Genomic DNA, 24,312 nt, shown 5'->3' with positions numbered 1-24,312 from the left:
AGGTCGCGCCCGATCTGTGCCGTTCCGGCACGGATTGGCCCACTTCGCTGGCCGAATGCAACCTTTCCTTTTCCTTTGCAGCCACCTGCCGTCCTGCGCGAGGAACCGCGGAGGTCGTCTTCCCCTTCCATTTCACGATACCGGTCCACTCCCGGGTCGGTCGCTGAATGGGAGGTTTCCATGTTCAGAGCATCAGACGGTGTATCGATTCCAAAACTCTCTGCGGCTGTGCTGGTCGCGGCGGTTCTTGCCGTGCCGGTTCACGCGGCCGATCGCGGCAATCGGGGCGGCCTCGGCGTGGGTGTTGGCGTGAGCCTCGGTAGCGTCCGGGCCGGCGTCGATGCCCGGGTCGGCGGTAGCAAGGGTCTTGCCGATGCCAATGTCGGCGCGCGGGTCGGTGGCAGGAATGGCCTGAAGGCCGATGCCAAGGCGAATGTCGGCGGTGCCCGCGGGCTTGCCGATGCGGATGTGAAGGCCGGCCTCGGCGGGCGCGATGGCGTGAATGCCGGCGTCAGGGCCAATGTCGGCGGATCGCGCGGCCTTGCGGATGCGGACGTGCGGGCGACCGTTGGCGGGCGGGATGGCCTTGCGGCGGATGTCGGTGCCACGGTCGGCGGCCGCGGCCTGCTGGATGCCGATGTGGATGTCAGCCTCGGCGACGACGACGTGCTCGGCCGGCCGGACCGCCGCGAGCCGCGCTCGCTCGGCGATGACGACCGGCGCGGCGACCCGGATGACCGCACGGTCGTTCGCGAATTCTCACGGCTTTCCGGCAACGATCGCATGCAGCTCATCAAGCGCTGTCGCGGCGTTGACAGCGGCGGTTATGATGCCGCCCTCGTGAAACTCTGCCGCCTGCTCGAAACGGCGTCGCGTTAAAGCGATTGCACAAGCCCTTAAAGCGGATTCGATTTGAGGGCTTGTGCAGCAGATTCAGGGCGTTACGGCGCCCTTTGGGAATCCTGATTCAACTGCCGTCAGCTCTGGCTTTGCGATTGGCTCTGGCCGGACGTTTCCACCGTGATGGCAACGCTCATCGTTTCCGCCGCCGTGCCCACCACCATGCCGGAAATGGGGGCGGCGTCGGTATAGTCGAGGCCGCTGGACAGGCGGACATAGCGTGCGTCCGGGCAGATCTTGTTGGCGGCATCGAAGCCGACCCAGCCGAGCCCCTGCAGGTGCACCTCCGCCCAGGCGTGGCTCGCTGTCTGCTCGGGCGTTTCCATCAGCAGGTAGCCGGAAATATAGCGGGCCGGCAGGCCGAGCGAACGCGCGGCGGAGATGAAGATATGCGCGTGGTCCTGGCAGACACCCTGCTTCTTCTCCAGCGCCTCTTCGGCCGTGGTGTCGGAGGCGGTTTCGCCCGGCTTGTAGGCGACGGCCTCGTGGATCGCTTCCATGAGCGCGTGCATGCGCGCCAGTTCGTTTTCGCCGCTGGCGGCCTTGGCCAGTTCATGGATCAGCGCGCCGGGCTTGGTCAGCGGCGTTTCGCGCAGATACAGCCAGAGCGGCACGAACCCTTGGTGCGGGCCGAAGACGCCGGCGCGGTCCTCCGTCTCCACCTCGCCCTCGGCGACGATGCGGATCGTCACCTGCTCGGCATTGGTGCTGACGAGGTCGACATGGTTGCCGAAGTGATCGGTGTAGCCGGCCTCCAGGCGGGCGCCGTGCACCGTCGTCTTCCAGTCGCGCACGCGTTGGCCGGGCTGGGTCTTGGGCGTCAGCCGCAGCCGTTGCAGCGAATACTGCACCGGGTCGTCATAGTGATATTCCGTCGTGTGGCTGATCTTCAGTCGCATTGGTTGCCCCGTCAGCCTATCGGTAGAAGCGGTAGCCTTCGGAGATTTCCTCTCCGAGGCGGTTGTTGTGCACGATGAACTCCTCGATGAATTCATGGAGACCCTGTTCCATGATGTCGTCGATGTTGCGGCTCCTGAGAAGCATCAGCGTGGCGGAGGCCGTCTCGTGCGCCGCGTGGTTGTCGCCGTACAGCTTCGCGAGATAACCGAGATTGCTGACGATCTTGTCGTAGCTATAGGCGAGCGAGCGCGGCATGCGGTCGTTGAGGATCAGGAAATCCGAGATGTTGGTCGCGGAATAGTCGCCGTCATAGACCCAGCTGTAGGAGCGGTGCGCCGAGACCGAGCGCAGGATCGATTCCCACTGCATGTTGTCGAGCGAGGAACCGACCTTGGCGATCGCCGGCAGGAGCACGTAATACTTCACGTCGAGGATGCGCGCGGTGTTGTCCGCCCGCTCGATGAATGTGCCGATGCGCGAGAAATTGTAGATGTCGTCGCGCAGCATGGTGCCGTGGAAGGCACCGCGGATGAGGGCGGTGCACCGCTTGATCGTACCGATCACCTCCGGCATGTCGGCGGGCTTTACGCGTTTGGAGAGCGCCAGCTTCAGCTCGATCCAGCACTCGTTGGTTGCTTCCCAGGTTTCCCGCGTCAGCGCCGTCCGCACCATGCGGGCATTGTTGCGCGCCGATTCAATGCAGGACATCACGCTCGACGGGTTGGCGGGGTCGCGCAGCAGGTAGTCGATGGCGTCGGCGCCCGTGAGCTTGCCGTGCACCTCGTCGAAATCCTCGCGCACGCCGGCACTTTGCAGCACGCCGTCCCAGTCCTCGTCGCTGGAGCCGCTGCGCGTCAGCGCCATGCGCAGGCCCGCATCGATGAGGCGGGCAATGTTTTCGCCCCGCTCGATGTAGCGGAACATCCAGTATAGGCCGTTTGCAGTTCTTCCCAGCATCGGCGTCAGTCCTCCAGTACCCAGGTGTCCTTCGTGCCGCCGCCCTGGCTGGAGTTCACCACCAGCGAGCCTTCTTTCAGCGCCACGCGGGTCAACCCGCCCGGAATGATCTTCACCTTGTCGGAAACGAGCACGTAGGGCCGGAGGTCGACGTGCCGGGGCGCGATGCCCTTGTTGACGAGGATGGGGACTGTGGAGAGCGACAGCGTCGGCTGCGCGATGTAGTTGGACGGCCGGGCCTTCAGCTTTTCGGCAAAGGCCGCGCATTCCTTCTTCGAGGCGGTCGGGCCGACGAGCATGCCGTAGCCGCCCGAGCCGTGCACCTCCTTGACGACGAGCTCTTCGAGATGTTCGAGCACGTATTTCAGGCTGTCTTCTTCCGAGCAGCGCCAGGTCGGCACGTTTTCGAGCAGCGCCTTGCGGCCCGTGTAGAACTCCACGATCTCCGGCATGTAGGAATAGATGGCCTTGTCGTCGCAAATTCCGGTGCCCGGCGCATTGGCGATCGTGATGTTGCCGGCCTTGTAGACGTCCATGATGCCGGGGATGCCGAGTGCGGAATCCGGCCGGAAGGTGAGGGGGTCGAGGAAATCGTCGTCGACGCGGCGGTAGAGCACGTCGATCGCTTCGTAGCCGCGGGTCGTGCGCATCTTCACCGTGCCATCGACGACGCGCAGGTCCGAGCCCTCGACCAGCTCCACGCCCATCATGTCGGCGAGGAAGGAATGTTCGTAATAGGCGGAATTGAAGATGCCGGGGGTCAGCACGGCGATGCGCGGCTTGCCGGAACAGCCGGGCGGCGCGAGGGAAGCGAGGCTCTGGCGCAGGGTCTTCGGATAGTCTTCCACCGGGCGCACCTTGTTCAGGTGGAACAGCTCCGGGAACATCTGCATCATGGTTTCCCGGTTTTCCAGCATGTAGCTGACGCCGGAGGGCGTGCGGGCATTGTCTTCCAACACGTAGAACTGGTCTTCGCCGGTGCGCACGATATCGGTGCCGACGATGTGGGTATAGACGCCGCCCGGCGGCTTGAAGCCGATCATCTGCGGCAGGAAGGCGACGTTGCGCTCGATCAGCTCGCGCGGCACGCGGCCCGCCTTGATGATCTCCTGCTTGTGGTAAATATCGTCGAGGAAGGCGTTGAGGGCGATGACCCGCTGTTCGATGCCCTGGGCGAGCCTGCGCCATTCTCGGCCGGAAATGATGCGGGGGATGATGTCGAAGGGAATGAGTTTTTCAGAACTGTCTTCGTGTCCGTAGACCGCGAAGGTGATGCCGGTTTTTCGAAAGAGGTTTTCGGCGTCCCTCGATTTGGCAATCAGGCGAGCCCGATCCTGCCCCTCGTACCAGTCATGGTAGTTTTCATATGGCTGCCGCGGGTTGGAGTCCGCGCTCATCATTTCGTCAAATGCCAAAGGCGTGTTCCCTATTTTTCGCCATTTGAGTACAACATCAGGGGCAATGCAAGAACCATGCTCAATTAGCGCTGAAGAATTCTCACACCGCTTTGAGCAGGGCTAAACCGGCCGGCAGGACGGTTTTCCAGTGGGAACGAACCGGCCGATGCATTACCAGCGCCGGCGTCCTGCGTGCGATGTGCCGAAAACATGGGCAGATGCCGAAAAGCTGCACCGTCGCGCCTTTCGTTGAACCTAATCATCAAGGAAATTCCTTTGACCATCACGGGGGCGGCGCCTATCGCTCGCCCACCGATTGTCCTTCTGCCGGAAGTCCCATGTCCCTTGATCGCCTGGCTCCGGCCATCTTCGTCCTGCTCTGGTCGACCGGCTGGGTCGTCGCGAAGTTCGGCGCCATCGTTTCCGAGCCGCTGACATTTCTCAGCATCCGCTATATCGCCGCCGCAATTCTCTTCGGCGGGCTGTGCGTCATCTCCGGCGTCGCCTGGCCGCGCGACAGGCGCACCATCGTGCATGCCGTGGTCTCCGGCGCCTTCCTGCACGGACTCTATCTGGGGGCGGTCTGGTGGGCGATCGGGGAGGGCGTGCCGGCGGCGCTCTCCTCCATCATTGCCGCACTCCAGCCGCTGATGACGGCTTTGGCCGCGCCCTATTTCATCGGCGAGCGGCTGAGCGGCACGCAGAAGGCGGGCCTCTGTCTCGGCTTCCTCGGCGTCCTGCTCGCGGTGCTGCCGAAATTCTTCGGCCAGGGGGCCGCGGAAATCCCGGCTTTCGCGCTTGTCATCAACATGCTCGGCATGGCCGCCGTCACCTATGGCACCATCTACCAGAAGCAATATCTGCCAACGGGGGACATCCGGGCGATCGCAACCCTGCAATATGCCGGGGCCTTGATCGTCACCGTGCCGCTTGCGCTGGGCCTGGAAAGCCTGCATGTCGATTTCGGCTGGGCGTTCGTCGCGGCACTCGCCTGGTCGGTGCTCGGCATCTCGATGGGGGCGGTCCTGCTGCTGCTCTACCTGCTGCGCCGCGGCCAGGTTTCGCGCGCGGCGTCCCTCATCTATCTCGTGCCGCCGATCGCCGCCCTCCAGGCCGCCGCCATCTTCGGCGAGGAACTGACGATCCCGATGATCCTGGGCACGCTGATCGTCGTGGCGGGCGTCTACCTCACCAACCGCAAGGACCCCGCGCCCGCGGAGTGAACAAACGAAAACGGCGGGCCGAAGCCCGCCGTTTCCTCATTTCCTAACGCTGTAGCTTACGCCTGTTCGCGGCGCTGACCTTCCGAACGGCGCGGCTTGCCGCTCTGGTTCGGGCGGCCCTGGCCGTTGCCGGCGCCGTGGTTGCGGTTCTGGCGCTCGCCCTGCTTCTGCGGCGGGCGGTTGCCATGCGCGCGCTTGCCGGCTGCGGGTGCGCCACCGTCGGCCTGCGCACCTTCGCCGAACGGCTTGCGCGCCGGACGCTGGCCTGCACGACCCTGGCTGGCGCGATGGCCGCTGCCCGAGCGGGGCTTGCGCGACTTGCCGCCGGGACCTGCGGTGATGACGGCAGGCGCTTCACCGCTTGCGACGGTGATCTGGATGCCCATCAGCTTTTCGATATCGCGCAGCAGGTGCGCTTCGTCCGGCGTGCAGAAGGCGATGGCGATGCCGTCGCGGCCGTTGCGGGCCGTGCGGCCGATACGGTGGACATAGGCGTCCGGTACTTCCGGCAGGTCGTAGTTGTAGACGTGGGTGACGCCTGGAATGTCGATGCCGCGGGCAGCGACGTCGGTGGCGACCAGCACGCGGATCTCGCCGTCACGGAAGGCCTTGAGGGCGCGCTCGCGCTGGCCCTGGCTCTTGTTGCCGTGGATGGAGGCGGCCTTGAAGCCGATGTGGTCGAGATGCTTCATCAGCTTCTCGGCGCCATGCTTGGTGCGCGAGAAGACGAGCGACAGGCCGTCTGGATTGTCGGTGAGCGTCTTGCGCAGGATCTGCGCCTTCTGGTCCTTGCCCGGAACGTGGTGGACATACTGTTCCACCTTGTCGGCAGCTTTGCCGGGGGGCGTGACTTCGACCTTCTTCGGGTTGACGAGATATTCGCCGGCAAGTTCGCCGATCAGCTTCGGCATGGTGGCCGAGAAGAGCAGCGTCTGGCGGTTCTTCGGCACCATCTTGGAGATCTTGCGCAGATCATGGATGAAGCCGAGGTCGAGCATCTGGTCGGCTTCGTCGAGCACGAGGTAGCGCGCCTGGGTCAGCGTCACGGCCTTGCGGTTGACGAGATCGAGCAGGCGGCCGGGCGTGGCGACGAGGATGTCGGTGCCGCGGGAAAGCATTTCCGACTGCTTGTTGATGGAAGCGCCACCGACGACGGTGACGACGCGCAGCGGGGTCTTCTTAACGAAGTCGCGCAGGTTGTCGGCGATCTGGTTCACCAGCTCGCGAGTCGGCGCGAGAATGAGGGCGCGGATGTTGCGCGGGTCGGGACGACGGGTGTCGGCGAGAAGCTTTTCGATCATCGGCAGGCCGAAGGCGGCCGTCTTGCCGGTGCCGGTCTGGGCGAGGCCGATCAGGTCCGAGCCTTCCATGACGAGCGGGATGGCCTTTTCCTGGATCGGCGTCGCTTTTTCAAAACCGAGCGTGGTGAGCGTGTCGACGATGGTCTTCGAGAGGCCGAGGTCGTGGAAAGTGGTCAAGTCAAATACCTTTCGGGGCGCCAAACGACTTTTCCATAGGCAGTCCGGGACGCAAACCGCGTCACACTTTTGCTCGAACTGCTTTGGACCGGAATCGCACCATGCGCTTCCGGTTTCGTCTGGCGTCAAGAACCCCGCGTGAATTGGGAACTTGTGGGTTGGTTGGGTAGTCGTCTGCGCAGGCATCCGCAAATGGGAGGCGGATCGTTCTCTTGCGCTAGTCCTTCTCAGCATCCCGATATCGGGACATCTTTGGCTCGCTCACGCGGCGGCCGAAGGGCGACGCTGGGGCTCATGTCGTTGTTTTGCGTCGGAAAGTCAAGCCCTAGTTTTTCGCAGGTGCGAAAAGACCGGCCTCACGCCATGCGCAGATCGAAGTCGGCAGAGGCGCAGATCGCGCCGTTGATCAGGATCTCGATACGGTGCGCACCGGGGTAGTAGCGCCTGGTGGTGATCGCCCGGATCGCGTGGTCCTTGGCGATACTCTGGCTGCCTCCGGCCGGCAGGTCGAGCTGCTTCCACTTGAAGACCTTCGGCGCCAGCGTGCCGTTCGCCTTCACATGGTGGATCGCGTAGTCGATCATCAGCCGCTGCGGCGCGGCCTCGGCATTCGTCACGACGATCGAGAAGCCGAGCTTGTCGCCGAAGTCGACGACCGGTGTGGCGAGCGCCAGCGTGGCTTCTATGCCCTTGGCGGCTGCGAAACCGAAATTGGCGAGCGCCTTCGCGTCGCCCTTCTTGAGCAGGGTGCGCGAGGCATGGCGCAACAATTGCCGCCGCTCGGCCGAGGCGCCGGCGATATGCCGCTCGACGAAATCGGTGACGAGGGCAGGGTGGTCCTTGGCGATGTCGTTGAGGCTGTTGGCGACGGAGCGGCGCACATAGTCCTCCGGATCGTCCAGCAGGGCAACGAGGATCGGCAGGATCGGCTGCGGGTCCTTGACGAGTGCCGGCAGGCGCATCGCCCAGGGCAGGCGCGGGCGGGTGCCCTCGCTGGCAAGCCGGCGAACATGGTGGTTGGGATCGGTCGTCCAGCCGGAAATTTCCGCGAGCGCCCGGTCCTGTTCGGCATGGATGAAGCGGCGGATGCCGAACTCCGCGGTGAAATGCGGCGTCAGCGCCTTGAGGAGCGCGAGCGACAGGTCGAAATGCTGGAGACCATGCTGGGCGGCAAACTGGTTGACCGGCAGCAGCGCCCAGCCGCTCAGGCCGGGATTGCCATCCTGCGGCAGCGCCTTGCGCAGGATATCCGCCGCGGCGTCATAGTCCGTGGGCAGCGTCTCGGCCAGCGCATCCTTGATACGCTCCGCGCGCTGCATCAGCTCCAGCGCGGCCATGCCGTCGGTTGCCAGGCGCGTGAAGCGGGCGGCGTCGAAATCCGGCGCGTGGCGGGAAATGTGGCCCGCCATGTCCTTCACCAGGCCGGGATGCAGCAGGTTCTTCAGCGGTTCGGCCACGGTCTTCTCCTGTCGTTTCGGGCACCCTAGCGGGCCTCTAAGGCACGGCGATAGGGGTACCTTCGCCTTTCCAACAGCTTCGTGCCGCGAGCCACCCGGAACATGCGGCGGACCTCTTGCGTTGGGTCAATGCGCATCCTGGCCACAATCTTGCAGGATGCTTTCCTACGCAGATTCGTCTGCCTATCCATGAACCTCGCTACGGGAGTGAAACATGACCGCTACGACCTGGATTCTCGCCGCCGATGGCAATCAGGCCCGCTTGCTCAAGGGGGTAAACCTGCTGAAGGATGGCCAACAGAGCCCGGAGCAGGAAGTCTATCGCTCTGAGACGAAGAAGGCGCAGGACATCATGACCGACAAGCCCGGTCGCAGCCACTCGTCGGTCGGCCCCGGCCGCTCCGCCATGGAATATTCGAGCGACCCGGTGCGGGAAGAACAGCAGAAATTCACCGCCGAAGTCGCGGGCCGGATCGACGACTACGCCGCCGAAGGCGCCTTCGACCGTCTTGTCGTGTGCGCGGCACCGCAGACGCTGGGGGATTTGCGCAACAAGCTTTCGGATAAATCCCGCACGCTGACCATGGCCGAGATCGACAAGAACTTTTCCAACCTGCCGACGGAGAAACTGATCTCCTCCGTCCGCTCCATCATGTTCGACGCTTAAAAGTCGGTCGGAACGCCGCCCTCTTCCTTGCGCCTGGCGACGAACGCATCCAGTTCGTCCTCGATCGCCGGGTCGAGCGGCGGCCGTTCATAGGTGTTGAGCTTTTCCTTGAAAACCCGGTTGGCATGGTCGTAGGTGGTCGGCCGGCCGGCTTCCGTCCAGGTCTCGAAATTGCGCCAGTCCGACAGGATCGGCGCGTAGAAGGCGGTCTCGTAGCGCGCCAGCGTGTGCGGCGTGCCGAAGAAATGCCCGCCAGGGCCGACATCGCGCACGGCATCGAGGCCGAGCGCATCGTCGCTGACATCGAGCGGCTGGAGATATTCCGCCACCATTTGCAGCATGTCGACGTCGAGGATGAATTTTTCGAAGGAAGCCGTCAGGCCGCCCTCGCTCCAGCCCGCCGAATGCATGATGAAATTGCCGCCGCCCTGGGTCAGCGCCCAGAGCGAGAAGGCGGATTCATAGGCCGCCTGCGCATCGAGCGTATTCGAGGCATTGGTGTTCGAGGTGCGGTAGGGGATGTTGTATTTGCGGGCGAGCTGGCCGCCGGCCACCACCGCCTTCATATATTCCGGCGTGCCGAAGGCGGGCGCGCCCGTCTTCATGTCGACATTCGAGGTGAAGCCGCCATACATGACCGGCGCGCCGCGGCGCACCATCTGGGTGAAGGCGATGCCGGCCAGCGCTTCCGCATTCTGCTGCACGACAGCGCCCGCGATCGTCACGGGCGCCATGGCGCCCGCGAGCGTGAACGGCGTCACCACGACGACCTGGTTGCGCGAGGACATTTCGATGATGCCCTGCAACATCGGCCCGTCGAGGCGGAGCGGGGAAGAGGTGTTGATGATGGTGAACAGCGAGGGTTCGCGCTCCATCTGCTCCATGGAAATGCCGCGGCCGATGCGGGCGATCTCGATGCCGTCGAGGTTGCGCTGCTTGCCCAGCGAATAGACGTGGAACGCCTTGTCGGTCAGCTTCACCATGTCCGACAGGCAGTCGAGATGGCGGATCGAGGCGTGGATGTCGATCGGTTCGACAGGATAGCCGCCCGTCGTGTGGATGATGTCGTAGGACTGCGCGAGCTTCACCAGCTTGCGGAAATCCTCCTGGTTGCCGGCGCGCCTACCGCCGTCGCGATCGGCGACGAAGGGGGCGGAGGCGATCTGCGCGAAGACCAGATTGTTGCCGCCGATCTCGACGTTGCGGATCGGGTTGCGGGCATGCAGCGTGAAGGCCGGTGGCACGCTCGCCATCATGTCGAGGATGAGCCCGCGGTCGAAGCGCACGCGGTCGGTGCCTGGCGTTACGTCGGCGCCGGCCGCCTTCATGCGTTCGCGCGCTTCCGGCAGGATGACGTCCATGCCGATCTCTTCGAGGATGGTCAGCGAGGCCTGGTGCACGGCCTCCAGCGCATCCTCGGACAGCACGGTGGACTTGGCGGTCGTGTTGACGAGATTGAGATATTTCGAGCTGGCCGGCGCGCGCCGGCTGCGCTCGGCACCCCGTCCGCCGCTTCGGCGTCGGCGTTCGACGGGTGTTTCGGCGGCCTCGGCCTCCGGTTGTTCGAGGTGATTTTCGAGTTTGATCACGTCGCCCATGTGCAAGAGAACCCCGGTCTGGTTTGTCTTTTCTTCTTGTCGCATATCCCGCCGTGCGATGCCCCCGTCATTTGCGACAGGGAAATGCTCTCTTGGATAAGAGGGCGCTTGCAGCCGCCATGAGTGATTTCCGGCAACGAACGGTTAACCATCCGTTCAAGGATTGCTGGTACTCCCCAAGGGGTATGAATCTCTCCCTCCGTCCCGCTTCGGGGAGCGCTTGGCGTGGCTGAATCTCAAGACGAATTGCTGGTGGCGGCCTGTGAGCGCGTTCGCGAACACCCGCATCCGGCTTACGTCAAAAGCAGCGAGCTGCGCTACCTGGCGGTAAACGACGCCTATGCCCGCCTGTTCGGCCATACAGCCGCGGAGATGATCGGCCTTCGCAGCGACGAGATCGGCGAAGCGCTCGGCCACGGCGACCGGGACGATCCCGAACGCCGCTGCTTGATTTTCGGCAATCCCGAACGGGCCCGCTACATCCACCCCTTCGGTGGCGGCAGTTTCGAGATCGCGTTGAAACGCGAACGCATCTCTCCCACGCTGTCGATCCTCGTCGGCCTCTTCACGCCCTCGATCGAGGCGCTCGCCATGACGCTGCGCCCCGCTGCCAATGCGAACGCCGATGCCGTGCGGCCATCGAATGCTGCCGTCTACGACGATGACGGGCAGGAGCACCCGTCCGATCACGTTCAGGGCGCGCTCGATGCGCTCGGCGCGGGTGTTGCCGTCTTCGATGCCGACAACCGGCTGAGCTATGCCAACCGCAGCATGCGGGAATTCTACCGGGTGCTCGTCGGCGAGCTTGCGGATGGGCCGGTGAGCCTGACGACGCTCACCGAGGCGCTGCACGATATTGAAGTGGGGCGCACGCCCGCGGCGGAGCGCGAGCGCTGGGTTGCCGCGCGGCTCGCAAGCTACGACCTGCCGGTCTACGAATCCGTCGCGCGTCTTGCGGGCGGCTGGATGCGCCTCGTCACGCAGCGCCGCCCGGATGGAGCGCTCGTGGCGCTGCGGCTGGACGTGACGGCGCTCAAGGAGAGCGAAGGGCGGCTGAAGCAGCATTCGCAGGAGATCAGCCTCTACCGGGCGCTGCTCGACGAGCTCCCGGTCGCAAGCTTCATGCGCGACGAGAGCCAGCGCATGATCTTCGCCAACCGGGCCTATGTCGAGATGACCGGCAAGCAGCCGGAGCAGCTGCTCGGCCTGACGACGCTCGAAATGTACCCGGAACAGGGGCAAGAATTCCACGAGCAGAACCAGTTCGTGCTCGATACCGGCGAACTCGTCGAATCCGAGATCAATTATGTGCGTCCGGACGGCTCCACGCTGCCGACGATCTCCCGACTCTACCGTGTTACGACGCTCGACGAGAAGAGCTACCCGATCGGCTCGATCACCGACACGACGGTGCTGAAGAAGCGCGAGGACCAGCTGATCGAGGCGCAGCGCGCGGCGGAGGCGGCGCGCTCCGACCTCGAAAGCATCGTCGCCTCGCTTCCCGTCGGCATCGTCGTCGTGGATGAGACGGGCATCATCGAACTGGTGAACGGCGCTTTCGAAGACCTGTGGGACGGCGCGCTGCCGCCGGTCAGGGGCGAGGCGCTCGGCGTGCTCCTGCGCTTCCAGCAGGCGCAGGGCGGCACCTGCGAGGACGGCGATTGCGACCGGGGCTACGAACAGTGCCTGTCCGGCATCCGCTCCGGCGAGATGCCGGTGCGCGAAGTCGCCTATGCCAACGGCCGCACCGTGATCGAGGCGGGCTGTGCTATTTCCGGCGGCCGCTGCCTGCTCACCTATATCGACATCACCGAGCGGCGCGAGCGCGAACGCGAGGTGCTGGAAACCCGCGGCGCGCTGGAAGAGGTCGGCAGCCTCGTCAAGGATGCGGTCTCCTCCATGAGCCAGGGCCTGCTGATCATCGAGGAAGACCGGGTGGTGCTCTCCAACGAGGCGCTCGCCACGATGATCGCCATGCCGCGCGAGCTGTTGCAGCCGGGCGCACTGGTCAAGGACGTGCTGCAAAGCTGCATCGACCGCAAGATCGCCGGCTTTGTTGGCGAGGAGCCGGTCGATGCGAGCAAGTTCCGAACCATTCTTTTCACCGGCAAGCCGGCCTCGCTGACGGTGTTCAGCGGCTATCAGCGCTGGCTGCGCCTCGATGTGACGCCGACGGGCCGCGGTCGCTCCGTCATGGTCTTCTCCGATATCACCGACCTCAAGAGCCGCGAGGAGGAGCTGCGCCAGCTCGTCACCCGCGCCGAGACCGCCGACAAGGCGAAGTCGGAATTCCTGGCCAATATGAGCCATGAAATCCGCACACCGATGAACGGCGTGCTCGGCATGGCGGAGCTGCTCGCCAAGTCGAACCTCGATACGCGGCAGAAAACCTTCATCGACATCATGGTGAAGTCCGGCAATGCGCTGCTGACCATCATCAACGACATCCTCGATTTTTCGAAGATCGACGCCGGCCAGATGACGCTGCGCGATGTCGCCTTCAACCCTGTCGAGGCGATCGAGGACGTAGCGACGCTGCTTTCGGCCAAGGCCGCGGAGAAGGATATCGAGCTCGTCGTGCGCGGTGCGGCCAATATGCCGGCCGCCGTGATGGGGGATGCCGGTCGCTTCCGCCAGATCGTCACCAACCTCGTCGGCAATGCCGTCAAATTCACCGATCGCGGCCATGTGCTGATCGACCTCGCATGCCACACGAAGGCCGATGGCGGCATCGAGATCGTCATCCGCGTCGAGGATACCGGTGCCGGCATCCCGACCGAGAAGATGGAATCGATCTTCGAAAAGTTCTCGCAGGTCGATGCCTCCTCGACCCGCCGCCACGAGGGCACCGGCCTCGGGCTTGCGATCACCGATGGCCTGACGCGGCTTTTCGGCGGCACACTGGAGGCGATGAGTGAGGTCGGCAAGGGCTCCGTCTTCACCGCGCGCCTGCCGATGACGCTCGCGGTCGCTTCGCTGCCGGCGCGCATCGTGCCGGCGAAAACGCCGGACGCGCGCATCCTCGTCGTCGATGCGCATGATCTTTCCCGCAAGGCCTCGCACGACATGCTGCTGGACTGGGGTTTCGATGCGACCGCCGTGGCCTCCGAGACCGAGGCGCTCGCCGTGCTCGCCGCGGCGACCGGCATGGGCCTTTCCGTGGATGCCATCCTGCTCGATTACCAGCCGGACCACGCGCCCGATTTCATCCGCGCGCTTAGGGAAAGCCCGGCGACGGCCGATGTCTCCGTCATCGTGCTCACCTCCATGAACCTTTCGTCGGAGGACAGGCTGCTGTCCTCGCAGGATATCCAGGCTCATCTCATGAAGCCCGCCCGCGCCGACCTGTTGCGCGAGACGGTCTCGGAAGTGCTGCGCGCGACGCGCGGTGTCCGGCCGGCCGCAACCGCGCCCGAGGGCAAGGTCCTGCCGCTCCGCCCCCTTGTGGCGCCGGCCGCTCCCGCCGTTGCGGAGGGCGAGGTGCTGGACGTGCTCGTGGCCGAGGACAACGAGGTCAACCAGATCCTCTTCACGCAGATGCTGCTCGCCTCGGGCCTGAAGTTCCGGCTTGTCGGCAATGGCGAAGAGGCTGTCGCGGTCTTTCGTGCCGTCCGCCCCCGTATGATCCTGATGGATATTTCCATGCCTGTCATGAACGGCCTGCAGGCGAGCCGGGCGATCCGCGAGATCGAAAGCGGCAGTGGCCATCGCGTGCCGATCGTCGCCGTCACCGCCCATGTGCTCGATGGCGACCGCGAGGAATGCCTTGCCGCCGGCATGGACGACTATCTGGCGAAGCCGATCAGCATCGAAAAGCTTGAAGAAAAGCTCGACCGCTGGCTGAAGCGCGGCAAGACGCAGGCCGCGACCGGCACCCTGCACTGAGGCTTCAGGCCGCCGGCTTTTCCCCGCAGAGCATTTCACGTTTGCCGGCAAAGCCCGGACGGCGCTCCACTATGAAACCCGCGGCCGCCAGGTTGCGTCGCACGAAGCCCGCGGCTGCATAGGTCGCGAAACGCCCGCCCGGCGCGGTCAGGCGAAAAACCTCCGCCATCAGCTCGGCCGACCACATGTCCGGATTGCGCGACGGTGCGAAACCATCGAGATACCAGGCGTCGAAGGGCATCTCCTCCCGGCCGAGGCTTTCGAGGGCCGCGCCGCAGATGACGGTGAGGCGGACGTTAGGTTCCAGGTCGATCTCGATGCGGCCGGCCGGCGTTTCCGGCCAGTTTTCGGTGAGGATGGCGCGTTCGCGGTCGATCTCCAGCCAGTGCGAGAGCGCCCGGTCGATATCGGCGCGCGCCATCGGGAACCGCTCGAAGGAGGTGAAGGAGAGGCTCGCGCCGTCCGGTGCCGTGTCCCGCCATTGCCGCCAGGTCTCGCAGAGATTGAGACCCGTGCCGAAGCCGAGCTCGGCGATGCGGAAGGGTTTTTCGCGCTGCCAGCGGTGCGGCAGGTCGTTGCCGGCGAGGAAGACGTGGCCGCATTCCAGCCGGCCTTCGCTGCGGCAATAAAAGTGGTCGTCAAAGGCCCGGGAATAGGGCATATCGCCCTTGTGCCAGTCGAGGACCGCTTCGTTTTGCGGGACGTTTTCAGGATCGTGCTCAGCCATGACGGATGCCGATAGTCGCGTGAAGGCCGCCGGTCAACCGGGCGTGGACCTGCTCGTCGTCGGCGGCGGGATCATGGGCCTGTGGACCGCGCTTTTCGCCGCCCGCGACGGGTTTTCCGTACGCCTCGTCGATCGCAAGGCGATCGGTGCGGGTGCCAGCGGTGGCGTGCTCGGCGCGCTGATGCCGCATCTGCCGGACCGCTGGAACGCCAAGAAGGCCTTCCAGCTCGCCGCCCTCATCTCGCTCGAAACGGAGATTGCCGAACTCGAAGCCGAGACGGGTTTTTCCGCCGGCTACCGCCGCTCCGGCCGCCTCATTCCGCTCCCGAAGCCGCACAATCGCGACATCGCACTCGGCCATTCGCGGGATGCGCTTTCGGTCTGGAACACTCCCGACCGTACGTTTTCTTTCGAAGTGCTGGACGCCGCCCCCGTTGCCGGCTGGCCGGCCGAAGCGGCGATGGCGCACGGGCTCGTGCATGATCACCTCGCCGCCCGTCTTGCGCCGCGCAGCCTGCTGGCGGCCTTGCGTGCGGCGCTCGAAACTCTGCCGAATGTCACGATTGCAGAGGGCGTCGGCGTTGAGGCGATCGAGCCCGCCGCCGGTCTTGCCCGCTTCGATGACGGCACAAGCCTGCGCTTCGGCCATTGCGTTCTGGCCGCCGGCGTCGAGACCTTCGGATTGCTCGCGCCCCTCAACCCGCCGCTCACCAAGCCCATCGGCGCCGCTGTTAAGGGGCAGGCGGCACTGCTGAAGGCCGCTGTCGATCCGGCACTTCCGGTGATTTTCGCCGACGGCCTCTACATCGTGCCGCATGAAAACGGCCTCGTCGCCATCGGCAGCACCAGCGAAAACAGCTTTGCCGATCCGCTGGCAACCGACGGCCTTCTCGATACCGTCATCGACAAGGCGCGGCGCATGGCGCCGGTTCTGGCGGAGGCGCCTGTCGTCGAGCGCTGGGCGGGACTGCGCCCCAAGGCGATCGGCCGGGAGCCGATGGTCGGCCGTCATCCGGATCATGTGAATGTCAGCCTGATGACGGGCGGCTTCAAGGTGAGTTTCGGCATGGCGCATGCGCTGGCGCGCCAGGTCCTCAACGAAATCAAGGGCGGCACGCTTGACGTACCGCCCTCGTTCACCGTCGCAACCCACCTGGAGGAGGCCGGACGGGATTAGTCCGACCTTACATCCAGTAGGGCGGCACGCCGTAATAGTCGCTGATCACCTTGCCGTTGCGGCGGTTCCAGTCGTATTCCGCGTCGCTTTCATAGTGCGGCGCTTTTTCGACCTGTTCCTTCGTCACATCGACGCGGTAGCCGCCGAGGCCTTCGTCATAGTTGAGCTTGCCCCAGGGCAACGGATAGTGATCGTGACCGATGCCCAGGAAGCCGCCGAAGCTGAGCACGGCATAGGAGACGTGCCCGCTGCGCTTGTCGAGGATCAGGCGTTCCACCGAGCCGATATGCTTGCCGTCGGCGCCGTAGACACTGGTGCCTTCGACCTTGTCGCTGGAAATCAGGTCCTGGGTTTCGCGAATGTTTGCGTCCTGCATAGCCATAGGTGTTTCTCCTTGGTTGTGATGGACAGAAAACGGCGCAAGGCGGTATTGGTTCCTCAATGCCCATTCCCGAGGTGACAGAATGACCGAGAAGACTTATGCGCGCGACCTCATCGGCTATGGCCGCAACCTGCCCAAGGTGCGCTGGCCGGGCGACGCACGCATCGCCGTGCAGTTCGTGGTAAATTACGAAGAGGGTGGCGAAAGCTGCATCCTCGACGATGATCCGGCGTCGGAATCCCTGCTCTCGGAAATCGTCGGCGCGCAGCCCTGGCAGGGCCAGCGCAACCTCAACATGGAATCGATCTACGAATATGGTTCGCGCGCCGGCTTCTGGCGGCTGCATCGCCTCTTCACCAGCCGCAACGTGCCGGTCACCGTCTACGGCGTGACGCTCGCCATGGCGCGCAACCCGGATGCCGTCGCCGCCATGAAGGAAGCGGATTGGGAAATCGCCAGCCACGGCTACCGCTGGCTGGAATACAAGGATTTTTCCGAGGAGAAGGAGCGCGAGCACATCCTGGAAGCCGTGCGCCTGCACAAGGAACTGACCGGCTCCCACCCGCTCGGCATGTATCAGGGCAAGCCGTCGTCCAACACGCTGCGCCTCGTCATGGAGGAGGGCGGTTTCGTCTATTCCTCTGATTCCTATGCCGACGATCTGCCCTATTTCGTGCCGGGCCTCGACGGCCAGCCGTTCCTGATCATCCCCTATACGCTCGATACGAACGACATGCGCTTTGCGACGCCGCAGGGCTTCAACGCCGGCGACCAGTTCTTCAACTACCTGAAGGACGCCTTCGATGTGCTCTACCAGGAGGGCAAGGAGGGTAGCCCGAAGATGCTCAATATCGGCCTGCACTGCCGCCTGGTCGGCCGCCCCGGCCGTGTCGCGGCGCTCGCCCGCTTCGTGGATTACGTGCTGGAGCACAAGAAGGTGTGGATCCCGCGCCGCATCGATATCGCGCACCACTGGATCGAGAACTACCACCCGACGAAGAGCAAAGGCGCATGATCGATCGCGCCGATTTCCTCGCCCGTTTCGGCGGCGTCTTCGAGCACTCGCCCTTCATCGCCGAGCGGGCGCTCGATGCAGGTGCCGTCGTGCCGCCGCTGACGGCGGACGGGGTGCATGCCGCTCTCACTGATGCCTTCCGCAAGGCAAGCGCGGCCGAACAACTCGGCGTGCTGAAAGCCCATCCGGACCTCGCCGGCAAGCTGGCGATTGCCGGCGGGCTCACCGAGGACAGCCGGAAGGAGCAGGCCGGCGCCGGCCTCGACCGGCTGAGCCAGGACGAACATGCGCGTTTCACCGCGCTCAACGCCGCCTATGTGGAAAAATTCGGTTTCCCCTTCATCATCGCGGTAAAGGGGCTTACCAAGGACGATATTCTCGCGGCCTTTGAAGCCCGCGTCGGCAACACGGCCGACGAGGAATTCGAAACCGCGAAAACCCAGGTGGAGCGCATCGCGCTCCTCAGATTGAAAGCTGCTCTCCCCGGAGATTGACAATGCCCGACGACCGAATGACCGCCCTTCCTCTCCCCGGGAGGGCAGTCTGATGGCTGAAAGACTGACCATCCAGCCGCTGACACGGGAGGCCTTCGCGCCTTTCGGCACGGTGATCGAAGCCGATCCCGCCGCGATGCGCCATATCAACGGCGGCACGACGGAACGTTATCACGCGCTCGCTGAGGCCGAGGCCGTGGGCGAGGATGCGAAGGTGATCATCAACCTCTTCCGTGGTGCCCCGCGCGCCTTCCCCTATGCTGTCGACATGATGGAGCGCCATCCCTTCGGCAGCCAGAGTTTTTCGCCGATCGACGACCGGCCCTGGCTGGTGATCGCGGCCGAGGACGAGGGCGGCCGTCCGGGCAGGCCGCAGGTCTTTCGCGCCGGCGGGCGGCAGGGCGTCAACTACCGCCGCAATGTCTGGCACCATCCGCTGATGACGCTCGGCGCGCCAAGCGATTTCCTCGTGGTCGACCGCCTCGGCGGCGGCGTCAACCTGGAAGAGTTCTTCTTCGAGACCCCGTTCATCATCGAACAGCCCTGAGGGAAACCATGAACAAGCCCGGCCGCCTGACGACCCATGTCCTCGACACCGCACTCGGCAAGCCGGCGGCCGGCCTGAAGATCGACCTCTACTGGATCGAGAACGAGGAGCACCAGCATATCGTGAGCGCGGTGACGAACGACGACGGCCGCGTCGATGCGCCGCTCGTCGAAGGCGTCGGCTTCATGGCCGGCACCTATGAACTGGTGTTCCACGCCGGTGATTACCTGCGCGCGAGCGGTGCCGCCGTCACCGAACCCGCCTTCCTCGACCGCATCCCGCTGCGCTTCGGCGTCGCCGATCCGTCGAGCCATTATCATGTGCCGCTGCTGCTCTCGGCGTACAGCTACTCGACCTATCGCGGCAGCTAGAGCGCCGCCTTCATCGCCTTGCCCGCCACATAGGTTTCGCGCACCGCGCGGTCGTCGCCCATTGTCTGGAGCAGGAAAAGTTCGTCGGTGAGCGAGCGCACCACCTCCATCTTCAGCGCCATGGCGGGGGTGGCGGCAGCGTCGAGCACCACGAAATCGGCGTCGGTGCCCACCTCCAGCGTGCCAATGCGGTCGGCGAGCGACAGGGCTTCGGCATTGCCGAGCGTCATGTGGTAGAAGCTGTCGAACGGGTTCAGCCGCTCGCCGAGCAATTGCTGGATCTTGTAGGCCTCGTCCATCGTCTTCAGCATGGAATAGCTCGTGCCGCCCCCGATATCGGTGGCGACGGCGATGCGCACCGGTTTCTCCCGCCGCGAAAGGCTCTTGAGCGGGAACAGGCCGGAGCCGAGGAAGAGGTTTGAGGTGGGGCAGTGCACCGCCACGGCACCCGCCTCGCTCATCGCATCGGCCTCGCGCTCCGACAGGTGGATGCAATGGCCGAACAGGCTCTTGCGCCCGAGCAAGCCGTATTTCGCGTAGACATCCGTATAATCGATCGCATCCGGATAGAGTTCGCTGGTGAAGCGGATCTCGTCGTGGTTTTCGGAGAGATGCGTCTGGATGTGCAGGTCCGGGAACTCGCGAGCGAGCGCCGCCGTCATCTCCATCTGCGCCGGCGTCGAGGTGATGGCGAAGCGTGGGGTGATGGCGACGTGGTTGCGGCCCTTGCCGTGCCATTCGGCGATCACCGCGCGGGTCTCGTCATAGCCCATCTGCGGCGTATCGAGCAGGCCCTGCGGCGCATTGCGGTCCATCATCACCTTGCCGCCGACCATGCACATGCCGCGCGCCAGCGCTTCCGCGAAATAGGCGTCAGCCGAGGCTTTGTGCACCGAGCAATAGGCGACCGCCGTCGTCGTGCCGTGGCGGATCATCTCGTCGTAGAAATGCCGGGCGATGCGGGCGGCGTGCGCGCTTTCGACGAAGCGGCATTCTTCCGGAAACGTGTAGGTGTTCAGCCATTCCAGCAGGTTGGCGGCATAGGAGCCGATCACCTGCATCTGCGGGAAATGCAGGTGCGTGTCGATGAGGCCGGGCAGGATGAGGTGCGGGCGGTGGTCGATTTCTTCAACGTCATCGGGTTCGGCGGCGCGCACTTGCGCATAGGGGCCGACGGCTGCGATCCGGCCGTCCTCGATCAGCAGGCCACCGTCCTCTTCGTAGCGATAGCTCGTCGTGTCGTCGATCGCGTCCGGCCGGCGGAGGAAGGAGAGCAGGCGCCCGCGGATGAGGGTTTTCGTCATGGGCGGTCAGCTTCCTTCTGCGGCGGTTTCGAACCAGGCGGTGATGAGCGCGCGCTCCTCCTTCGTCATGCCGGTGACATTGCCCGGCGGCATGGCGTGGCTGCGGCCCGCCTGCAGATAGATCTCGCGGGCATGGAGGGCAATCTGGGATTCGCTTTCGAAGATCACGTCCTTCGGCGCAGCGCGCAGCCCCTCCCAAACGGGTTCCGCCGCATGGCACATCGAACAGCGCGTCGAGACGAGATCGCGCACTGCCGGAAAATGGTCGTTCGAGGCGAAGCGCTGCGCCGACGGCGCAAGGCCGGCGCTCTCGCCGGTCAGCACCTTCGGCACGGTGGACAGCCACATGATGAGGACGAAGAGGAGGGCGGTGACGAACCAGGTCCAGGTCGGCTTGCCCTTGCGGGCATGGGTCGTGTTGAACCAGTGCCGGATCGTCACGCCCATCAGGAAGACCAGCGCCGCGATGATCCAGTTGAAGGCCGTTGCGAAGGCGAGCGGATAATGGTTCGACAGCATGAAGAAGATGACGGGCAGCGTCAGGTAGTTGTTGTGCGTCGAGCGCTGCTTGGCGATGACGCCGTATTTCGGGTCCGGAATGCGCCCGGCGATCAGATCCGCCACCACCACCCGCTGGTTCGGCATGATGATGAAGAAGACGTTGGCCGACATGATCGTCGCCGTGAAGGCGCCGAGATGCAGGAAGGCGGCGCGGCCGGTGAAGACCTGCGTGTAGCCGCAGGCCATGGCGACGAGGATGAAATAGAGGACGATCATCAGCCCCCAGGTGTTTTTCCCCAGTGGCGACTTGCAGAGCAGGTCGTAGAGAATCCAGCCGAGGCCGAGCGAGGCGAGCGAAATGAGGATCGCCACCGGCGTCGAGACGTCCAGCACGTTGCGATCGATCAGGAAGAGGTCCGCGCCGCCGTAATAGACCAGACAGAGCAGCGCGAAGCCTGAGAGCCAGGTCACGTAGCTCTCCCATTTGAACCAGGTCAGGTGCTCCGGCATTGCCGCCGGCGCCACGAGGTATTTCTGGATGTGGTAGAAGCCGCCGCCATGCACCTGCCATTCTTCGCCATAGGCCCCCGGCGGCAGGTGCGGCCGCCGCACCAGGCCGAGGTCGAGCGCGATGAAATAGAAGGAGGATCCGATCCAGGCGATGGCGGTGATGACATGCAGCCAGCGGACCGCGAAAGTCAGCCATTCCCAGGCGATGGCATATTCATACATGCGTGCGCGTTCCCTTCCGTCCTGTCTCCCGCTGTGCACATTGCGCAATATTCCCGGGCGAGGGAAGGGACCCTATAGGGACGGGCCTCAGGATATGGCGGTGATCTCCAGTTCCTGCGCGCCGACGCTCACCACCTCGCCGACCGCCTTGCCCATGAGGAGGCGCGCCACTGGCGACACATAGGAAATCGAGCCGGCCTTGGGGTCCGCCTCGTCCTCGCCGACGATGCGGTAGGTCTGGGTGCGGCCGTCGTCCCGGCTGAAGGTGACCGTGCTGCCGAAGGCGACGGTCTCGCTCGAAGCCGGGTTGGGCATCACCTGCGCCGTGTGAACGCGCTCCGCGAAGTAGCGCAGGTCGCGCAGCGGGCCTGCCGTCTGCCGGCGCCGCTCATTGATGTCCTCGACGGTGTTCGCGGCTTCGCAGGCCGCGCGCGCTTCGGCAAGCTGCGTTTCGAGCGCCTTCAGGCCGGCCGGCGTCACCAGGTTCGGATGCGGCGAAATCGGCCGATCGGGCAACTGGGTTTCCGATGCCGCTTCGGCACTCTCTTCCTTCATGAAGGCAACGCTCAAGATAAAACTCCACTTCCAGGCTCTTGGTTCGAGCCACCTTACGCCTCTGTCGGCAGCGTCGCCAGAATCCACTCGCGAAACGCGCGGATCTTCAAAATGTTGCGGCGGTTTTCCGGGTAGGCCAGCCAGTAGTCGCGGCCGTCGTTGCAGGTGAGGGTGAACGGCTGGTAAAGCAGGCCGGCGGCGACCTCCGCCCGGAAATGGCCGGGATTGAGGATCGCCACCCCCTGGCCGGCCATCGCCACCTGCGCGTCGATCGTCTGCACGCCGAGTTCGTTGCGGGGATAGCGTTCCAGGCCCGGATTGTCGATGCCGGCGGCCGAAAACCAGAGGGGCCACCAGATATCCGGTGCGCTGATGATCGGCAGTTTCAGGAGATCGGCCGGCTCATGCACGCCGCCGATCGTCTCTGCCAGCGCCGGGCTCAGCATCGGCCCGAAGTCCATGCGCATGACGCGGTGGCATTCGAGGCCCGGCCAGTCGCCCTTGCCCCAGCGGATCGAGACATCCGCCTCCTCCCTGGAAAAGTCGATCACCTCCTGCGAGGTGGAAAGCCTGACGGCGATGTTGGGATGCTTGAGCTGGAAATCGCCGAGCGTGCGGCTCAGCCATTGCGTGGCGAAGGTGGGCGTCGAGTGGATGTGCAGCTTCTGCTCCGCGGCCCCGCGCAGGTCCGCCACCGCCTCCGCGAGCTTGGCGAGCCCTTCGGCGACCTTCGGCGCGAGCCGTTCGCCGGCCTCGCTCAGCATCACCTGCCGTGGCTGGCGCAGGAACAGCGTCTCGCCCAGCGTCTCCTCCAGGAGCTTGACCTGATAGCTGACGGCGGTCTGCGTCATGCCCAGCTCGTCGCCGGCGCGGGTGAAACTCGCATGCCGGGCGGCGGCCTCGAAGACGCGGAGCGCATTCAGCGGAAAGTTGCGCGACATCTTCATGGCCAAGTTCTCTTCATGCATGCAGACAAAGGTTCGATTGGAATTTCATCACCTTTCGGCGCACCCTGCAAGCAATGGAACAGGATTTACGAGGATTTCCCAATGACATGCATCACCGAAGACACGCCGACGGGCGCGCTGGAATTCCGCAGGCCAGGGATTTTGTATAAGCTCTCTCTCGTCTTTCGCAGGAAGAAGAGAGGCCGCCCTCCGAGGCTCGATCCGTGCGCGCTGTCCGACCATCTGAAGCGCGACCTTGGGTTTCTCGACGGCCGTTAAGCCGATTTGTTGCGCCAGGCGGCGAAGGCGAGCAGCACTTCCGAGGCGGTCATCGCGGCGATGACCTCCGGCCGTTTGTCATCGACATCAGTGCCGCCGATCGGCAGGACCAGCCGGTCGGCCTCCGCGCGATCCATGCCCTGCTCCTCCAGATGGTGGACGAAGGCGCCGCGCTTCGACTTCGAGCCGACCATGCCGATATAGGCAAGGTCAGTGCGTTTCAGCGCTTCCTGCCCGATCAGGAAGTCGAGGGCGTGGTCATGCGTGACGATGACCACGGCGGAGCCCGCAGGGATATCCGCGATCAGCGATTCCGGCATGGCGACCATGCGGCGGTGAACCTCCGAGGTCAGCTGGTTGAGTTCGGTTTCGCGCGCCTCCACGGCGAAGACTTTGAGCGGCAGCAGCGTCAGCGCTTCAGCAAGTGCCCGGCCGACATGGCCGGCGCCGAACACCCAGACCTGCGGCTTGCGCCGTTCCTCGTCCGCCACGCGCTTGTCGAGTGCCGCGCGCGCCGCCTCGTCGGCGAAGGTGAAGGTGAGCTCGACGCGCCCGCCGCAGCATTGGCCGATATCGGGGCCGAGGGGGATGTCGAGCGTCGCCTCGCCACCGGCGCTGCCCAGCATCTTTCGCGCGTTCTCGATCGCCATATGTTCGAGCTGGCCGCCGCCGACGGTGCCGTGGATTTCGGTTGGCGCCACCAGCATGAACGTGCCTTCGTCGCGCGGTGCGGAGCCTTTGACGGCGGTGACTTCGACGATGACGACACGGTGTTCCCGGGCCAGAAAGCCCTCTAGACTGTCCTGCAGAAAGTTCATT

Annotated in this window: 22 protein-coding genes; 9 read left to right on the top strand and 13 right to left on the bottom strand. The window is 64.7% G+C overall.

Annotated elements, in window-relative coordinates; translation table 11 throughout:
* Positions 1-180: 180 nt before the first annotated feature.
* Positions 181-879 (top strand): polysaccharide biosynthesis GNAT family N-acetyltransferase UppQ, encoded by a 699-nt coding sequence (locus tag J2Y63_RS22105; protein ID WP_435267833.1) that lies wholly within the window; start codon positions 181-183, stop codon positions 877-879.
* Positions 880-977: 98 nt separating this feature from the next.
* Here the strand turns inward: J2Y63_RS22105 and J2Y63_RS22100 are convergent, their stop codons facing one another.
* The 3 genes from J2Y63_RS22100 to J2Y63_RS22090 are packed head-to-tail and all read right to left on the bottom strand — an operon-like array spanning position 978 to position 4,172.
* Positions 978-1,799: a transglutaminase family protein gene (locus J2Y63_RS22100; RefSeq protein ID WP_256117660.1), complete on the bottom strand. Its 822-nt coding sequence runs from the start codon at positions 1,797-1,799 to the stop codon at positions 978-980.
* A gap of 16 nt (positions 1,800-1,815) precedes the next feature.
* Positions 1,816-2,757 (bottom strand): alpha-E domain-containing protein, encoded by a 942-nt coding sequence (locus tag J2Y63_RS22095; RefSeq protein ID WP_256117659.1) that lies wholly within the window; start codon positions 2,755-2,757, stop codon positions 1,816-1,818.
* 5 nt (positions 2,758-2,762) lie between these two features.
* The gene (locus J2Y63_RS22090; protein WP_435267832.1) at positions 2,763-4,172 is read right to left on the bottom strand and encodes a circularly permuted type 2 ATP-grasp protein; all 1,410 of its coding nucleotides are present in this window, start codon (positions 4,170-4,172) and stop codon (positions 2,763-2,765) included.
* Positions 4,173-4,492: 320 nt separating this feature from the next.
* Between J2Y63_RS22090 and J2Y63_RS22085 the strand changes: the two genes are divergently transcribed.
* Positions 4,493-5,377: a DMT family transporter gene (locus J2Y63_RS22085; protein ID WP_435267831.1), complete on the top strand. Its 885-nt coding sequence runs from the start codon at positions 4,493-4,495 to the stop codon at positions 5,375-5,377.
* Positions 5,378-5,433: 56 nt separating this feature from the next.
* Here J2Y63_RS22085 and J2Y63_RS22080 read toward each other — a convergent pair whose 3' ends face one another.
* Both J2Y63_RS22080 and J2Y63_RS22075 read right to left on the bottom strand, forming a co-directional pair.
* A complete protein-coding gene (locus J2Y63_RS22080; protein ID WP_256117656.1) occupies positions 5,434-6,855 on the bottom strand; it encodes a DEAD/DEAH box helicase in 1,422 nt (473 codons plus the stop codon).
* A 356-nt stretch (positions 6,856-7,211) separates the two neighbouring features.
* Positions 7,212-8,312: a DNA alkylation repair protein gene (locus J2Y63_RS22075; RefSeq protein WP_435267830.1), complete on the bottom strand. Its 1,101-nt coding sequence runs from the start codon at positions 8,310-8,312 to the stop codon at positions 7,212-7,214.
* A gap of 214 nt (positions 8,313-8,526) precedes the next feature.
* Here J2Y63_RS22075 and J2Y63_RS22070 point away from each other — a divergent pair, with 214 nt between their 5' ends.
* Positions 8,527-8,979, top strand: a complete 453-nt coding sequence (locus tag J2Y63_RS22070; RefSeq protein WP_435267829.1) for a host attachment protein — start codon at positions 8,527-8,529, stop codon at positions 8,977-8,979.
* Here the strand turns inward: J2Y63_RS22070 and J2Y63_RS22065 are convergent.
* Positions 8,976-10,577 carry a trimethylamine methyltransferase family protein gene (locus J2Y63_RS22065; RefSeq protein ID WP_435267828.1) on the bottom strand — a complete coding sequence of 534 codons (1,602 nt, stop codon included), beginning with the start codon at positions 10,575-10,577 and terminating at the stop codon, positions 8,976-8,978. The genes J2Y63_RS22070 and J2Y63_RS22065 overlap by 4 nt on opposite strands.
* 225 nt (positions 10,578-10,802) lie before the next feature.
* Between J2Y63_RS22065 and J2Y63_RS22060 the strand changes: the two genes are divergently transcribed.
* Positions 10,803-14,462, top strand: coding sequence for a PAS-domain containing protein (locus J2Y63_RS22060; RefSeq protein WP_435267827.1), 3,660 nt, complete (start codon positions 10,803-10,805; stop codon positions 14,460-14,462).
* 4 nt (positions 14,463-14,466) lie between these two features.
* Here J2Y63_RS22060 and mnmD read toward each other — a convergent pair whose 3' ends face one another.
* Entirely contained in the window at positions 14,467-15,189 is a 723-nt protein-coding gene (mnmD, locus tag J2Y63_RS22055) for a tRNA (5-methylaminomethyl-2-thiouridine)(34)-methyltransferase MnmD (protein ID WP_435267826.1), read from the bottom strand.
* On the opposite strand from mnmD, the gene J2Y63_RS22050 reads away from it, so the two are divergent.
* Positions 15,188-16,366, top strand: coding sequence for an NAD(P)/FAD-dependent oxidoreductase (locus J2Y63_RS22050; RefSeq protein WP_435267825.1), 1,179 nt, complete (start codon positions 15,188-15,190; stop codon positions 16,364-16,366). The genes mnmD and J2Y63_RS22050 overlap by 2 nt on opposite strands.
* Before the next feature lie 7 nt (positions 16,367-16,373).
* Here J2Y63_RS22050 and J2Y63_RS22045 read toward each other — a convergent pair whose 3' ends face one another.
* Positions 16,374-16,748 carry a PRC-barrel domain-containing protein gene (locus J2Y63_RS22045; protein ID WP_256117643.1) on the bottom strand — a complete coding sequence of 125 codons (375 nt, stop codon included), beginning with the start codon at positions 16,746-16,748 and terminating at the stop codon, positions 16,374-16,376.
* Positions 16,749-16,830: 82 nt separating this feature from the next.
* Here J2Y63_RS22045 and puuE point away from each other — a divergent pair, with 82 nt between their 5' ends.
* The 4 genes from puuE to uraH are packed head-to-tail and all read left to right on the top strand — an operon-like array spanning position 16,831 to position 19,175.
* Positions 16,831-17,763: an allantoinase PuuE gene (puuE, locus tag J2Y63_RS22040; RefSeq protein ID WP_435267824.1), complete on the top strand. Its 933-nt coding sequence runs from the start codon at positions 16,831-16,833 to the stop codon at positions 17,761-17,763.
* Positions 17,760-18,257: a 2-oxo-4-hydroxy-4-carboxy-5-ureidoimidazoline decarboxylase gene (gene uraD, locus J2Y63_RS22035; protein ID WP_435267823.1), complete on the top strand. Its 498-nt coding sequence runs from the start codon at positions 17,760-17,762 to the stop codon at positions 18,255-18,257. Before puuE ends, uraD begins: the two co-directional genes overlap by 4 nt.
* A gap of 52 nt (positions 18,258-18,309) precedes the next feature.
* A complete protein-coding gene (locus tag J2Y63_RS22030) occupies positions 18,310-18,804 on the top strand; it encodes an ureidoglycolate lyase (protein ID WP_435267822.1) in 495 nt (164 codons plus the stop codon).
* A gap of 8 nt (positions 18,805-18,812) precedes the next feature.
* Positions 18,813-19,175 carry a hydroxyisourate hydrolase gene (uraH, locus tag J2Y63_RS22025; RefSeq protein ID WP_435267821.1) on the top strand — a complete coding sequence of 121 codons (363 nt, stop codon included), beginning with the start codon at positions 18,813-18,815 and terminating at the stop codon, positions 19,173-19,175.
* Here the strand turns inward: uraH and guaD are convergent.
* The 5 genes from guaD to xdhC form a co-directional block, all read right to left on the bottom strand.
* Positions 19,172-20,479 carry a guanine deaminase gene (gene guaD / locus J2Y63_RS22020; protein ID WP_435267820.1) on the bottom strand — a complete coding sequence of 436 codons (1,308 nt, stop codon included), beginning with the start codon at positions 20,477-20,479 and terminating at the stop codon, positions 19,172-19,174. The two genes, uraH and guaD, sit on opposite strands and share 4 nt — an antisense overlap.
* A 6-nt stretch (positions 20,480-20,485) precedes the next feature.
* On the bottom strand, positions 20,486-21,712 hold the full coding sequence (puuD, locus tag J2Y63_RS22015; RefSeq protein ID WP_435267819.1) for a urate hydroxylase PuuD: 1,227 nt from the start codon (positions 21,710-21,712) through the stop codon (positions 20,486-20,488).
* 87 nt (positions 21,713-21,799) lie between these two features.
* Positions 21,800-22,282 carry a transcription elongation factor GreA gene (greA, locus tag J2Y63_RS22010; RefSeq protein WP_435267818.1) on the bottom strand — a complete coding sequence of 161 codons (483 nt, stop codon included), beginning with the start codon at positions 22,280-22,282 and terminating at the stop codon, positions 21,800-21,802.
* Between the two features lie 38 nt (positions 22,283-22,320).
* Positions 22,321-23,214: a LysR substrate-binding domain-containing protein gene (locus J2Y63_RS22005; RefSeq protein WP_256117627.1), complete on the bottom strand. Its 894-nt coding sequence runs from the start codon at positions 23,212-23,214 to the stop codon at positions 22,321-22,323.
* Between the two features lie 275 nt (positions 23,215-23,489).
* Positions 23,490-24,311, bottom strand: coding sequence for a xanthine dehydrogenase accessory protein XdhC (xdhC, locus tag J2Y63_RS22000; protein ID WP_435267817.1), 822 nt, complete (start codon positions 24,309-24,311; stop codon positions 23,490-23,492).
* Position 24,312 lies beyond the last annotated feature (1 nt).

This window comes from Shinella sp. BE166 (genome assembly GCF_051201095.1).
GTDB lineage: Bacteria > Pseudomonadota > Alphaproteobacteria > Rhizobiales > Rhizobiaceae > Shinella > Shinella lacus.
This window is presented reverse-complemented; position numbering and strand designations above follow the sequence as displayed.